At 57.7% G+C, this 13,761-nt stretch carries 15 protein-coding genes; 7 read left to right on the forward strand and 8 right to left on the reverse strand.

Features of this window, described 5'->3' with window-relative positions:
- Window positions 1–29 precede the first annotated feature (29 nt).
- Window positions 30–758 carry a LytR/AlgR family response regulator transcription factor gene (locus tag AC6I8P_RS05815; protein ID WP_021508252.1) on the reverse strand — a complete coding sequence of 243 codons (729 nt, stop codon included), beginning with the start codon at window positions 756–758 and terminating at the stop codon, window positions 30–32.
- Window positions 755–2,446 carry a sensor histidine kinase gene (locus AC6I8P_RS05820; RefSeq protein WP_058781787.1) on the reverse strand — a complete coding sequence of 564 codons (1,692 nt, stop codon included), beginning with the start codon at window positions 2,444–2,446 and terminating at the stop codon, window positions 755–757. Before AC6I8P_RS05820 ends, AC6I8P_RS05815 begins: the two co-directional genes overlap by 4 nt.
- A 384-nt stretch (window positions 2,447–2,830) precedes the next feature.
- On the opposite strand from AC6I8P_RS05820, the gene AC6I8P_RS05825 reads away from it, so the two are divergent.
- Window positions 2,831–3,355, forward strand: coding sequence for a GNAT family N-acetyltransferase (locus AC6I8P_RS05825; protein WP_059012158.1), 525 nt, complete (start codon window positions 2,831–2,833; stop codon window positions 3,353–3,355).
- 119 nt (window positions 3,356–3,474) lie between these two features.
- Window positions 3,475–4,710 (forward strand): alanine transaminase, encoded by a 1,236-nt coding sequence (gene alaC / locus AC6I8P_RS05830; protein WP_059012156.1) that lies wholly within the window; start codon window positions 3,475–3,477, stop codon window positions 4,708–4,710.
- A 42-nt stretch (window positions 4,711–4,752) separates the two neighbouring features.
- Here the strand turns inward: alaC and ypdK are convergent, their stop codons facing one another.
- From ypdK to AC6I8P_RS05845, 3 genes are all read right to left on the reverse strand, one after another.
- Window positions 4,753–4,824, reverse strand: coding sequence for a membrane protein YpdK (gene ypdK / locus AC6I8P_RS05835; RefSeq protein WP_006120362.1), 72 nt, complete (start codon window positions 4,822–4,824; stop codon window positions 4,753–4,755).
- A gap of 202 nt (window positions 4,825–5,026) precedes the next feature.
- Window positions 5,027–6,055, reverse strand: a complete 1,029-nt coding sequence (locus tag AC6I8P_RS05840) for an HlyD family secretion protein (protein WP_278427082.1) — start codon at window positions 6,053–6,055, stop codon at window positions 5,027–5,029.
- 5 nt (window positions 6,056–6,060) lie between these two features.
- A complete protein-coding gene (locus tag AC6I8P_RS05845; protein WP_498008091.1) occupies window positions 6,061–7,662 on the reverse strand; it encodes an MFS transporter in 1,602 nt (533 codons plus the stop codon).
- Window positions 7,663–7,811: 149 nt separating this feature from the next.
- Here AC6I8P_RS05845 and AC6I8P_RS05850 point away from each other — a divergent pair, with 149 nt between their 5' ends.
- From AC6I8P_RS05850 to AC6I8P_RS05865, 4 genes are all read left to right on the forward strand, one after another.
- Window positions 7,812–8,597 carry an IclR family transcriptional regulator gene (locus AC6I8P_RS05850; protein ID WP_058776553.1) on the forward strand — a complete coding sequence of 262 codons (786 nt, stop codon included), beginning with the start codon at window positions 7,812–7,814 and terminating at the stop codon, window positions 8,595–8,597.
- A gap of 7 nt (window positions 8,598–8,604) precedes the next feature.
- A complete protein-coding gene (locus tag AC6I8P_RS05855; protein ID WP_021509103.1) occupies window positions 8,605–9,057 on the forward strand; it encodes a universal stress protein in 453 nt (150 codons plus the stop codon).
- Between the two features lie 9 nt (window positions 9,058–9,066).
- The gene (locus AC6I8P_RS05860; RefSeq protein WP_150361605.1) at window positions 9,067–9,870 is read left to right on the forward strand and encodes a hypothetical protein; all 804 of its coding nucleotides are present in this window, start codon (window positions 9,067–9,069) and stop codon (window positions 9,868–9,870) included.
- A 255-nt stretch (window positions 9,871–10,125) separates the two neighbouring features.
- Window positions 10,126–10,407, forward strand: coding sequence for a membrane lipoprotein lipid attachment site-containing protein (locus AC6I8P_RS05865; RefSeq protein WP_021509105.1), 282 nt, complete (start codon window positions 10,126–10,128; stop codon window positions 10,405–10,407).
- 73 nt (window positions 10,408–10,480) lie between these two features.
- On the opposite strand, the gene AC6I8P_RS05870 is transcribed toward AC6I8P_RS05865, so the two are convergent.
- Both AC6I8P_RS05870 and AC6I8P_RS05875 read right to left on the reverse strand, forming a co-directional pair.
- A complete protein-coding gene (locus AC6I8P_RS05870) occupies window positions 10,481–10,633 on the reverse strand; it encodes a hypothetical protein (protein WP_166711810.1) in 153 nt (50 codons plus the stop codon).
- A gap of 281 nt (window positions 10,634–10,914) precedes the next feature.
- Entirely contained in the window at window positions 10,915–12,132 is a 1,218-nt protein-coding gene (locus AC6I8P_RS05875) for an L-lactate MFS transporter (RefSeq protein ID WP_498031050.1), read from the reverse strand.
- A gap of 280 nt (window positions 12,133–12,412) precedes the next feature.
- On the opposite strand from AC6I8P_RS05875, the gene AC6I8P_RS05880 reads away from it, so the two are divergent.
- Window positions 12,413–12,652, forward strand: coding sequence for a hypothetical protein (locus AC6I8P_RS05880; RefSeq protein ID WP_021313687.1), 240 nt, complete (start codon window positions 12,413–12,415; stop codon window positions 12,650–12,652).
- A gap of 36 nt (window positions 12,653–12,688) precedes the next feature.
- Here AC6I8P_RS05880 and AC6I8P_RS05885 read toward each other — a convergent pair whose 3' ends face one another.
- Window positions 12,689–13,588 (reverse strand): DMT family transporter, encoded by a 900-nt coding sequence (locus AC6I8P_RS05885; RefSeq protein ID WP_498031051.1) that lies wholly within the window; start codon window positions 13,586–13,588, stop codon window positions 12,689–12,691.
- Between the last annotated feature and the right edge of the window lie 173 nt (window positions 13,589–13,761).

Raw genomic sequence — 13,761 nt, forward strand, 5'->3', positions numbered from 1 at the left:
GGGCGAACGGCTTCCCGTGCCGTTCGCCTTCAAAGATGCATCAGCTGGCGAAACGCCTTTACCTTGCTGCGACTCACCGGCACCTGCGCATCCATATCGCGCAGCTTCACCAGATAGGTGTTGTTAAACCACGGTTCGATCTCGCCAATCTTGCTCAGATTCACGCAGTACGAACGGTGGCAGCGAAAGAACATCGACTCAGGCAAACGGCTGCAAAACTCGCTGATCGCCATCGACATCACATAGGCTTCGCGCCGCGTGTAGACAAAGGTCAGCTTTTCATGCGCTTCAACGTAATAGATATCGTTGATATCGGTCACGATAATGCGCTCATCTTTAACTAAATTCACCGTTTGCGGCGCGCTGGCTGCCGGATTGTGCTGCTGCGCCTGCTGCTGTTGTGCACTGGCCTCCAGCTTGTTCAGCATGGTGATGATGCGCGACTCGTGATAAGGCTTGAGGATGTAGTCAAACGCCTGCAGTTCGAAGGCCTCGACCGCGTGCTCTTTCCACGCGGTGATAAACACAATCAGCGGCTTATGGATAAACTGGTTGATGTTCTGCGCCAGCAACATGCCGTCCAGTGACGGGATGTTGATATCGAGAAAAATCACGTCCACCCGATGAGTCTGCAGATACTTCAGCACTTCCAGCCCATCATCAAAGCAGGCTTCGATGCTGATCTGGCTATGCTGCTGGATCATCCAGCTTAGCTCCTGCTGCGCCAGGAATTCGTCTTCGACAATAATGGCTTTCACGCTGAGGTTTCCGCTAACGGGGTGAGCGGGCCGGACAGCCGCTGACCACTTTTGCTGAGGGTAAAGGCGATTTCCGTACCGGGCTGATGACGGGTGATGGTTAAGCCGTGGCCGGACAGCAGTTTCACCCGGTGATGCACATTCAGCAGGCCAATTTTGTTGCCCGGCATTTCGTTGCGCGCTACCCGGCTGACCACCTCTTCGCTGATGCCGGCACCGGTATCGCGCACCGCCACGCGCACGCGATCGCCCAGATCTTTCACGCTTAGCGTGACCACGCCTTTGCCGCGACAGGGCTGAATACCGTGCACGATGGCATTCTCCACCAGCGGCTGGATCAGCAGGCTGGGCAGCGAAAAGTGCAGATCCTCATCGATGTCGTAAATCATCGACAGCTTGTCGCCAAACCGCGCCTGTTCAATGGCGATGTAATCTTTCACCTGCCACAGCTCTTTTTTGATGTCGATGGGTTCATCGTCATTGAGTTCCAGGTTGTAACGCAGGTAGCGCGACAGATTAATCACCAGCTGGCGCGCTGTGTCCGGATTGAGGCGAATCGATGAGGAAATGGCATTCAGCGCGTTAAACAGGAAGTGCGGGTTGATTTTGCTTTGCAGCGCGCGCAGTTCCGCTTTATTGGCCATCTCGCGTAACTGCTCGGCACGCGAGACTTCCAGCTGCGTCGAGATGATTTGCGACAGACCGACCGCCATCTCTTTCAGTGAACCAGTAATACGATGGGCGCGGCGATAGTAGATTTTCAGCGTGCCGGTCACTTCCCCTTTTTCCCAAAGGGGAATCACCAGCATTGAGTGAATGTCTTTGGTGCGGTGTGCCTCATCGTTATTCTTAATGATAATTTTTCCGCTGGCGATCGCCTGCGCGGTGGTCGGACTGATGCCGTCGTCGCCGTTGTGGTAGTTCTGCTCGCCGTAGCCGACGTAAGCCAGAATCTGTTTGGTGTTAGTGATCGCCACCGCATCGGCATGGATGTCGCTGCGAATGATGGCGCACACTTTGCGCAGCGAGTCGCTATTAACCTGACGAAACAGCGGCAGGGTTTTGTTGGCAATCTCCAGCGCCAGCTTGGCCTGACGCGCGGCAATCGCCTCTTTTTCCCCTTCGACGCTCTGCACCAGCAGCACAATCAAACCAATGCTCGACGCGCCGAGAATCATCGGCAGCGCAATTTCCGACACGATGGTTAAACCGAGTGACATCGGTTTCGCCCACAGCACGATCAGCAGCATGGTCAGGCTTTCACACAGCATGCCGCCGAGGATGCCAGCGCGCCAGCGCTGCTCTTTGCTGACGAAGCGGTTGATGGCGCCGGCGGCGATACCGGCGACAATGCTGGTAATCAGACAGGGCACCGAGGTGATGCCGTCGATATCAATAAGGAAGCGGTGCACGCCGGCAATCACGCCGGTTGCAATGCCGACCCACGGCCCGAACAGAATGCCGCCTGCCATGACCGCAATCACCCGGACGTTGAGCAGTGAGCCGTCAACGTTGATGCCGGACCAGGTGCTGAACAGCGCAAACAGCGAGAAGATGGCGGTCACCACGGCTTTTTCGCCGATTGAGTGCTCATCTTTTTGCAGTAGCTGACGAAATACGCGGGTGCGGGTCAGGAAGAACAGGCAGATCAGCATCAGCGCGGCGCGGTCAAACACCGCCAGCAGCATGTCGAAATGGGAAGGCACGGTGTTCTCCGGAGCAGGCAAGGTTGCGGACATGATAAAAAATGTGATCGCGATCCGCCAGCGTCCCGGCAAGCTGCAGACGTTTCTCATAGCCTGGATCAATTTTTAAGGTGCGCGCTGCCGGTGCGCATGAATGTCAGCCCTGTAAAATGGGCCGCTGACGCACCGCAGGGGCGCCATTTATGGCGACCAGATCCGCCCGTAACATCCGACCCTGAAGGGAAGCAAGGCAGATTATCCGCTATGAAACCTGAAAAGAGGAAATCCTGAGTGCTAAAAAGAGGATTGCTCAAAGCGTGCAGCGTTCACTGGTTGTCACGGATGCGGTTTGCTATGTTGCCGTAAGCACAACAGCGGAGCGTGGCCATGCAATTACTCACCCCTCGTTTGTCCCTCAGCCGGTTACAGCCGGAAGACTGGCAGATTTTCAAAGCGGTACATGAAGACGCCGCGACCATGACCTGGGTGAGCGAGATCCCCGATGAAAACGACATCCGCCAGCGCTTTAACGAGCGGCTGGCACCGTGGCAACCCAGCAGTTTTCACATGCTATGCCTGGTGGCACGTCTGCGCGACAGCGGTGAAGCGATTGGCCTGTTTGGCTGTAGCGCCGAGTGGCATCCGTATCGTCAGGCCGAAGTGGGTTACATGCTGCGCCACGCCTGTACCGGTCAGGGCTATGGCAGCGAAGCGTTGCAGGCATTGTGCACATTCCTGCTGCAGGCCGACTTCCACAAACTCAAAGCGCTGGTGATTGAGGGCAACTGGCCGTCGCGGCGCATTCTGGAAAAGAACGGTTTCGCGCTGGAAGGCACGCTACGCGATAATTACCGGCTCAACGGTCAGTGGGTAAACGATTGGGTGTTTGGGCGCTTAAACGAAATGGGCTAAGAAAATTTGCCGTCCCCCCTCGACAATATTGTTATCAGCGCGTTATGTTCTTGTTTCGGTCACGGCAGTGACCAGCGTCGCTCGGACGGTCCGGGCGCTAACGTAATCCAGAGGACATCATGGCTGATAACAGCACACCCCGTCGTTTCTCGCGTATTGAACGTCTGCCCCCCTATGTATTTAACATCACGGCTGAATTGAAGATGGCTGCGCGCCGGCGCGGCGAAGACATCATCGATTTCTCCATGGGCAACCCCGATGGCGCGACACCGCCGCACATCGTGGAAAAGCTCTGTCAGGTGGCACAGCGTGAAGACACGCACGGCTACTCTACCTCCAAAGGGATTCCGCGCCTGCGCCGCGCCATTTCGCGCTGGTACGCCGAGCGTTACCAGGTGGATATCGATCCGGAATCTGAAGCCATCGTTACCATCGGCTCGAAAGAGGGCCTGGCGCACCTGATGCTGGCGACGCTCGATCACGGCGACACCGTGCTGGTGCCCAATCCCAGCTACCCGATTCACATCTACGGTGCGGTGATCGCCGGCGCGCAGGTGCGCTCGGTGCCGCTGGTCGCGGGCGTCGATTTCTTCAATGAGCTGGAACGCGCCATCCGCGAAAGCTACCCGAAACCGAAGATGATGATCCTCGGCTTTCCGTCCAACCCGACATCGCAGTGCGTGGAGCTGGACTTCTTCGAGCGCGTCATCGCGCTGGCGAAACAGTACAACGTGCTGGTCATCCACGATCTGGCCTACGCCGACATCACCTATGACGGCTGGAAAGCGCCGTCAATCATGCAGGTGCCGGGCGCGCGCGATGTGGCGGTGGAATTCTTTACCCTGTCAAAAAGCTACAACATGGCAGGCTGGCGCATCGGCTTTATGGTCGGCAACAAAGAGCTGGTGGCGGCACTGGCACGCATCAAAAGCTATCACGACTACGGCACCTTCACACCGCTGCAGGTGGCGGCGATTGCGGCACTGGAGGGCGATCAGCAGTGCGTGCGCGATATCGCCGAGCAGTATAAACGCCGGCGCGATGTACTGGTGAAAGGGCTGCATGAAGCGGGCTGGATGGTCGATCTGCCGAAAGCGTCCATGTACGTCTGGGCGAAAATCCCTGACCATTACGCGCATTTAGGCTCGCTCGAATTCGCCAAACGGCTGCTGCAGGAGGCGAAAGTGTGCGTCTCGCCGGGCATTGGCTTTGGTGATTACGGCGATACCCACGTGCGTTTTGCCCTGATTGAAAACAGCGATCGTATTCGTCAGGCGGTGCGTGGCATTAAAGCGATGTTCCGCGCCGACGGTATTTTGCCGGGAACGGTAAAAGCGGTGGAAGAAGCAGAGTAACTACAAATCGGGGCGACTGAGCGGTCGCCCCGGCTGGCGTCTTTACAGCATCAGCACGAAGGTGCCGACCCAAAGTAAGACGAAGAAAGAGATTCCCATCAAGGCGTATTTCACAAAACAACTCCTCTGAGCGGTTACAATGATGGCGATCCCAAACCAGCGTAACCCGAACAGAATAAGAGAAAGGTGGAGTTCATCATCGCTACACGCTTTCTACTCAGGTCGCTTCGGGCTGCCCCGAAACAGGATCGAGCGCTAATTTACGCGGAATCGATCCGAAAATAAATAGGTCACTTCTGAGAAGTTGCTCACATTTTCATCGGGTCTCAATCTGCGGAATCGCCGACATGCCGACACGTAATTGCGCCAGATCGCTTTGATGCGGATCCAGCACAATTTTCACCGGCAATCGCTGAACCACTTTAGTGTAGTTGCCGGTGGCGTTATCGGGGGCAATCGCGGAAAACGTGGCGCCGGTAGCGGGGGCGATACTGTCAACGTGACCGGTGAAGATCTTGCCGGGCAATGCATCAATCTTCACTACCACTTTCTGGCCCGGGCGCACATCCGCCAGCTGCGTCTCCAGATAATTGGCGGTGATGTAAGTCTGCTGTAGCGGCACCACGGCCAGCAGACGCGTACCCGCGCTGACCCAGGCTCCCACGCGCACCGAACGCTGACCCACCATGCCATCCACCGGCGCAATAATACGCGTATAAGAGAGATTCAGCCCGGCCTGGTCGACGCTGGCCTGCGCCGCCGCGACATCAGCCTCCGCCTGACGCAGCGCGGCCTCAAGCACCTTCACCTGCTGTTGGGCCGCCGCCAGCGCTGCTGCGCTCTGGCGCACCGTGGCGGCGGCGGAACGCTGGGTTGAGCTGGCTTTCTGCTGATCGTCAGCGGCTATGGTGCCGCTCTTGTACAGCTGGTTGTAGCGCGCCGCGCTCTGTCCGGCATACTGTGCCGATGCCTGACTGGCGGCCAGCGTGGCGCGGGCCTCGGCAATGGTGGACTGCTGCTGGTCGAGCTGCGCCTGCGCGCTCAGCCGTTTGGCGTCGCTGACTTGCAGATTGGCCCGCGCGGTTTCCAGCGCCACGCGATAGTCGCGGTCGTCGAGCGTCGCCAGCACGTCACCAGCCCGCACGCGCTGGTTATCCTGCACGTTGACGTGGGCGATATAGCCGGACACCTTCGGGGCCACCAGCGTGTAGTCGGCATTCACCCAGGCATCATCAGTGCGATGGTCGTTGCTGGTCATGGCTGACCACAGCCAGAACGCCATCGCCAGCAAAACCAGCAGCAGGGCGCTCAGCAGGATTGTTCGTTTCATAGCAAAAGCGTGCATAACAGTTATTCCGGAGTTTTGGTAACAGGTTGAACCAGGGTTTGTGGTGGCCAGACGCGTTTCGCCAGGCACAGCGTCAGCACTAACAGCCCGACAGCGAAAGCGATCAGCATCAGATACGCATCGCTCAGGCTCAGCACCATCGCCTGATGCTTCAGCAGGGTGGCGAAGCCGCTGAGATTGGCCGCGCTGCTGGCGCTGCCGTCTGCCAACAGCGGCAGGCTGCTGCTGGCCTGCTGGCTATCCGCTGCGGTCATCAGCCAGCTGCGACTGGCAGCCTGATCGACCAGCACGCTGGAGTGAAACTGCTCACGATGGCTGATAAACCACTCCACCAGCGTGCTGGCGGCAATGCTGGCAAAGCCGCGTACGGTATTGAACATGGCGGAGGCGAACGGCCCTTCCGGCGGCGCGACCACGCTGGTGGCGCTCATCAGCACCGGCAGAATCACCATCGGCTGACCAAACGCCTGCAAGACCTGCATCAGCCAGAAGTTTTGCCGCGCCCAGTCGGTGGTAATCTGCATGCCCAGCAGGCAGGCGGTCGCCAGCAGCAGCACACCGACGCTCAGCACCCAGCGGCAGTCAATCCAGCGGATATTCAGCAGGCTGGCGACCAGCGGTGCAATCAGCAACTGCGGCAGGCCGATGGTCAACGCCAGCGGCGCGAACTGCAGCGTGCGAAACCCCTCCACCTGACCAAAATAGGCCGACGGCAGCGCCGAACCGGACAGCGCCAGAATCAGTACACCCGCCAGCGCCAGCAAACCGTGCGACAAATTACGCCGGCGCAGCATCTGCAACTTAAACAGCGGCAGCGGGTGAAACCATTCATTAATAAAGAACACAATCAGCAACGCCAGCGCGCTGAATAATAGGGCGACAAACAGCGGCGAGCTGAGCCAGTCGAGACGCTCACCCTGCGTCAGCGCCAGAATCAGCAGCGCCATGCCCGAGCAGCCGCTCAGCATGCCGAACAGGTCAATCTGTTTAAATCGCTCAGTGCGCAGCGGATCCTGCGGCAGGCCCCAGCCGATCAGCAGCATGGCGATCAGCATGGCCGGCACCACCTGCCAGAACACAAACATCCAGCTGACGTCATCGGTCCAGAACGCCGCCAGCGACGCCGCCAGATTCGGGCCAAACGTGGCGGTGAGGGCGTAAGCACTCAGCCCATAAAGTTTGATCGGCGGTGGCAGAAAGCGCAGCGCCACCGTCATCAGCAGCGGCGGCAGGGCGCCGCCAAACAGTCCCTGCACCACGCGCAGCGCAATAAACAGCGGGGCCGTGGGCATAAAGGGCAGCAGGACACCGCACATCATGAAACCGGCCGACACCGCCAGCGCGAAGCGGCGCAGCGAAAAGGTGACGGCGAACCACGGCGCAATCATCATCGCGGCGACTTCCGCTGCCTGATAGGCCGAGATAATCCAGCTGCCGTCATCGTAGCTAATGCCGACTGCGGCACGGATATCGGCCAGCGCGATGTCGGTAACGCGATCGTTTAATCCGGAGGTCAGCGCGGCGATCAGCACCCCCACCAGCCCCAGCGCGAGGCGCAGGGTAAAAGGATGCGGTGCCGGTGCCGCGACGGGCTGGGCATTCATAGCAGGTGTCTCGTTATTAGTTGATGCAGTGTATTGCGATGTGATACAGCTCGCATCTTACATTTCGATATGGTGTATTGCAATGTGATACAGGGTGTAAAAGTGCGATCGTTCGCGCTAAAGTAGGGCAGGCCAAAAAGGAACGTATCATGGTAGAACCTCCCTCAAGCCGTGAGGATGAAAAAGCGGGTGGCATTCAGGTCATTGCGCGTGCGGCAAAAATTTTAAATGCGCTCGGTGAGCATCCGGGCGGCATGAGTCTGGGTGAAATTGCGCAGGTGGTCGATCTGCCGCGCTCGACGGTGCAGCGCATCGTGGCGGCGCTGGATAGCGCGCAGCTGGTGCGCAGCGGCGGGGCAGGCGGGCTGCGCCTCGGTCCGGCGTTGCTGAAGCTGATCTCCAGCGTGCACAGTGACGTGGTGGAAATTGTCCGGCCGTTCCTCGAACAACTCTCGGCGGAAATCAATGAAACGGTATCGCTGGCGCGGGCCAGCGGAACGCAGCTGGCGATTGTCCATTACGTGGTGGCGACGCGTGAGCTGCGCGTGGTGCCCCACATCGGCCTGAATCTGCCGCTCTACAGTACGTCCGGTGGCCGGGCGCTGCTGGCGCTGGAGAGCGACGAAGATGTGCGGGTGATGGTCGGCGAAGCCTATGCGGAACTGACGGAAATGACGGTAAAAACGCTGCCGCAGTTGCTGACGCTGATTGCGGAGGTGCGCGCCAGCGGACTCGCTATCGATCGCGGCGAAACGCTGGAGGGCATTTCCACCATGGCGGTCGCGATTGATACGCTGTTCGGGCGCTTCTCGATCTCACTGCTGGTGCCGACGGCACGTTTTCACCGCCAGGAAACGCATTACCGGACAGCGCTGATAAAGTGTAAAGAGGCGCTGATTCGCGAAATTGGCAAAATAACTGCTGCGGAAGGATAACCGACTGATGAAAACCTTGCTGATGGCCATCGATAACTCACCGGTGGCGGAAAAAGTGATCGCCCTGACCATTGAACAGGCGCTGGCGCAACAGGCGCAGGTCACCGTGCTGTGCTGTGTCGATCCGGCTTATTCGTCGTGCAATCAGCCGATTGAGATCGACGCCGGGGAAGACCCGGACGATTTTGTCGTGGCGCAGGATGAACAAAACACGGCTGAAATGGTGGTACGCCATGCGCTGGCACCGCTGCTGCGCGCTGGCATTGAGGCACGCGGGCTGATTCTGGCCGGTGAGGCGGCGGAAACCATTGTGGCGCAGTCTGAGGCGTTGCACGCCAGTATGATTATAATGGGCCGTCGTCACCTGTCGCCGCTCAACCGCCTGCTGAAAGGCTCGGTAAGCGCAGCAGTGATTGAACGCGCCAGCTGTCCGGTTTTAATTGACGTTCGCAAGGATTAATGTCGCTCCATGTTCTCGCTTTTCCCGCTCACGCTGGCCGCTTTTGTGCTGCTGGCGATCATCATCGTGATACTGCTGCGCACCACCGCGCTGCGCGTCTGGCAGGGTGTCCTGCTGTTTTTGCTGCCTGTGCTGCTGGCCAATCTGCTGTGGTTTAGCTGGCTGCATCCGCGTCAGGAGCGCGAGGCGCTGGCGGCGCAGGTGGCTACCCAACTGAGCGACGCGCCGGGTTATCGCGTGCTGAAAGTGCAGGAGCCGGCGCTGTGGCAACTGCTCAATCGCGAGCTGCAGCACAAGCTGGCAGAGGGCGTACCTGCGGAGCAGGCGCTGGGCGATATGCGCGGCTGGCTGATGGATTTGGTGAATCAGCGCATGGCGCGCGCCAGCGATGCGGCGATCATCAACTATATCCGCGTTTCGGTGCAGGAGATGCAGGCGCTGCAGCAGCAGGATACGCAGCGCTGCTTCCGTTTCCTCTATCCGCAGGTCAGCGGTGGCGTCAATCTGCAACAGGTGTTGTCGCCGGAGCTTAATCAGCGCGATGGTGAAGCGCTCGAGGCACTGCTGCAAAACAGTACCGGCGATGAGCTGGCGGTGGATCAGCCTCAGGCGCAGCGCGATCTGCAGCGCGTGGTGGAAAAGCTGTATGGCAAGTGGGGCGATAAGCTGCAGCAGCTGAATATGCCGGCGGATACGGCTGTGGATCGCAGCACGATGTGCGCGATGTCGATAGATCTTTACAGCGGAATTCTCGCATTGCCGGACAAACAAGCGGCCAATCTTTTGCGTAAGATGGTCAGCCTTACCGGATAACGGGCGAAAAAAAAGCCCGCTCAGCACGGGCATAAAGGTCACTTTCAGTATGTCTTTTTGTGGGTATCACCTGGTGTGGTGCAGACTTCGTTTTGTCTGAAGTCATCTTCTCACTGCTGATGTGATAAGGAAAACCGTTTGGTTTTATTGATTTGATTGGCGAAAGCTTTGCATTAATCGGACATTTCGCGTCTTTTTCCTATAGAGGCGTGTGACGTTGCCTTTTACACTGCAACGTCTGATGAGGACACCCTAATGAATAAAATGCTTATTAGCGCGTTAGCGCTTTTTATGCTGGCCGGTTGTAGTGTCAGCAAACCCGGGGGTTTTGAGCGCGTGGATGAAGATGCCCGTTCAAATACCGTACAGTATCGTTACGATCCACAGAAGCTGGATAAAGATGCGCTGGAACTTGATCTGGCGAATTACTGTAACCAGCGCGGCTTCGATAAAGTCGAGTCGCTTCCGGCGCAGGACAGCAATTTGCCTGGCCTGAAGAAAGTCTGGTATCAATGTAATTACGCGGTGAAAAGCTAAAAAATAAGGGCGGGATTGATTCCCGCCCTTTCTTTATTCATTTTTTATTATGTGCTGTGTGTGCTTTGCCCAATTACCAGTGACGATAGCCGCCATGGCCGTGATGCCAGCCGCCGCCGTGCCCGTGGCCCCAGCCGGGACCGCGTCCATGGTCGTGCTCGATAATACACCCGCTTAGCATGGTCATAATCGCCACCACCGAAGCGACTTTTATTAACTTCTTCATGGAGAGTCCTCCTCTTTTCCAATGAGGCCAGATTAACCGGGAAAAGTGGAGTGAAGATGCAGTGAATGTAGAGTTATTTCCGTAATTATTACCAGATATGTCAATTAAAAGCCAAAAGTGACAGGGCGGGAAATAAACCAATCGGAATAAGCTGAATAGCGCCTGATAATAACCCGATTACTCTGAAATGCAAGGTTAAATAACAGTCATTCTCAACGCGTGATCAATTCTGTGGTCATCAGTAAAAAGCCTGCCGTGCAATTACACGGCAGGGTGGTGAATTAATTATGCAGTACCGGCGCGGCCAGGTTTTGACGATTTGGCAGACGGATACTGAGCGACAGCACCAGCGAGATCACCAGCAGTGTCATAATCAGACTGAAGGTCACGGTGAAGCCGCCGAACACCGAAGCAACCAGCGAGCCAAGCACGCTACCGATGCCGAAGCCGAGATAGATCAGGCCGTAGTTTTTGGTCAGGTTGTTAAGGCCGAAGAAATCGCTGACCAGTGACGGAAAGACGGTGATGGTGCCGCCAAAGCTGAACGCCACGCAGGCCAGCGACAGGAAGAAGGTGGTTTCATTCATGTGGGTGAACAGCAGGATGCTCATACCGCTCAGCGAAACCAGCTGTGCCAGCGAAATGACCCGGATGCGCGCCATTTTGTCCGACAGTACGCCGAGAATCAGCCGTCCGCTCAGGTTGGCAATGGCGATCACCGTCACCGCATTAGCCGCCGTTTGCGTGCTGAGATGCACCAGACCTTCACCAATGTCTTTCGCTACGCCAATCACATACAGACCACTCATGCAGGCCGTCAGGAACATCAGCGCCAGCATCCAGTACTGCGGCAGACGCACCGACTGTGCCAGCGTAAACTCCTGTGCCGCCTGCTGCTGACGAGAGCCAGCCTGCTGCAGCGGCGCATCGCGCATCATCAGGGCACCGGTAATGATCATCGCCATCGCCAGCACGCCCCAAATCATAAAGGTATTTTCCAGCCCCTGACTGCTGAGCAGCGCGCCGCAGATAAATTTAAAGCCGAGGCTGCCGAGGCCGTAAGCGCCGATCGAACAGGCCGAAATCAGCCCTTTGCGCTCCGGGAACCACTTCACGCAGTTAGAGAGCGTCATCAGATAGCCCGCGCCATCGGCCAGCCCGACCAGAATACCGGCGCTCAGGTACAGCATCATCAGGTTGTCAGCATGGGCGGTCAGCCAGAAGCCAACCGCCATCAGAATGCCTGCACCGATAGTGACATTACGCACGCCAAAGCGCTCCTGCAGCTTGCCGGCCAGCGAGGAAGCAATCGCCAGGCCAAGACTGAGCAGACCAAAGGAAAAAGCCACCTGGCTGACTGGCGCATCCAGTTTCTGCGCCAGCTGGCCGTTAAACAGGCTCCAGGTATAAACCGAGCCGAGCGCGAACTGGGTAATGATGGTGCCTGCGAGGGTAAGGATACGGACACGCTGATGATTAGGGGTAACGGCTGTTGTCATTTTTCTCTCTCCCATCCGGGAATACGGAATCTGCAGCGATAATAAGCCCCACGCGGGCGCGGGTGGCGCGGACGGGCGTGAACGGAGCGGGAGACGGAATGAAATGCTGTGAAAACGGTATGAATGGCATTGCGCCTTTGCTTAAGCGCAGCGCGGATGTCGTCACATGAACAGGCATTGCGACAGGTGAGCATGTGTAACAGGGTGTTTTAAGCGCAGCATCTGCGCGGCAAAACGCAGGAACTTTGCCAGGCTTATAGTTCACTCAACAGGAGGAAATATGAAAGACCGGGCATATGAATCCGTATCCAGCGGGGATGAGGTTTGCTGCATCATCGGTCAGGCGGTTATCGAGTTAAGCGATGAACAGCAGCCTGTGACCAGGTCCACCCTGTCGCTGAAATTACTGGCGATGGCCGACCGCGACAGAGATGATGAACGCGTTCTGCTTTACTGGATTGCCAGAAAAGCCATAAACCAACCTCACCAGCTCAACATCGGCGTCGGGGGCTGGCGCTAGAGGAGTGACAGAGCGGGCGCCAAGCCCGCTCTTGCTTCAGGCCAGACGTAACCGGCGATGAGCCGGCCAGCGCACGAACATCACCATGTTCCCTGCCAGAATCATCACCAGTCCGACGATGGCATTGCTATGCCACTGATAGCCTTCATACAGCGTCGAAAGCGTCAGCGCCACCAGTGGAAACAGCAGGGTGCTGTAAGCCGCCTGGCTGGCACCGATGCGCCCCACCAGCGTGAAGTAGGCACCAAAGCCCAGCACCGAGCCAAACAAAGCCAGATAGCTCATCGCCCCCAGCCACTGCAGATTGAGTGCCGGTGCCAGCGCGTCGCCATTCACCAGCGCCAGCACGGCCATGATCAGCGCACCGTACAGCATGGCGTAGCTGTTGGTGGTCAGCACGTCGCGCTGACGACGCTGATGGCGGGTAGAAATCATATTGCCAAAGGAGAAACCGAGCGTGCCCAGCGCGCTCAGCCCCACGCCCCACAGCAGCTGCGGCGCATCATGGGCTGACTGAATATCCTGCCAGAACAGCGCAACAATCCCGCCGAGGCCCAGCGCGGCGGCGGGCAGCAGGCGGAAAGGTGGACGCTGGCGGAAAAAGATCCAGCTGTTGAGCGCGTTATACAGCACCGCCATCGAAAAAATCACCGACTCCAGTCCGGTGCTGATCATCGCTGCCGCATGGTAAAAGCAGACAAAATTAAAACCAAATACGCAGCCGCCCTGTAACAGACAAAACAGGTGGTCACGCGCATCCAGCGTACGCAGACGTTTCAGCAGCCGGAGAAGCACCAGCATGGTCAACGAGGCGAACAGGAAGCGCCAGAACACCGCCACCAGTACCGGCGTATCGGCGGCCTGCTGCTGCAGAAAAATCGCAATCCAGGTGGTGCCCCAAATCAGCACCACCGCGAGGTATAACATCAGGTTCATCAGAAACTCTCCGGCGGAATCAGGCTCGCAGTGTGCCTGAGCGACAGGAGCGCGGCTTGCATGACTTTGCGCAGCACTTGCAAATTCTTGCGCTTTTTCCCGCCTGGTCCGGCATTGGCCTGTTTTCTGTCCGGTCAGTTGCGTAAACTACAGGACATCAATCCAGAGAGCGA

The organism is gamma proteobacterium symbiont of Lampromicra miyakona (genome assembly GCF_059730895.1).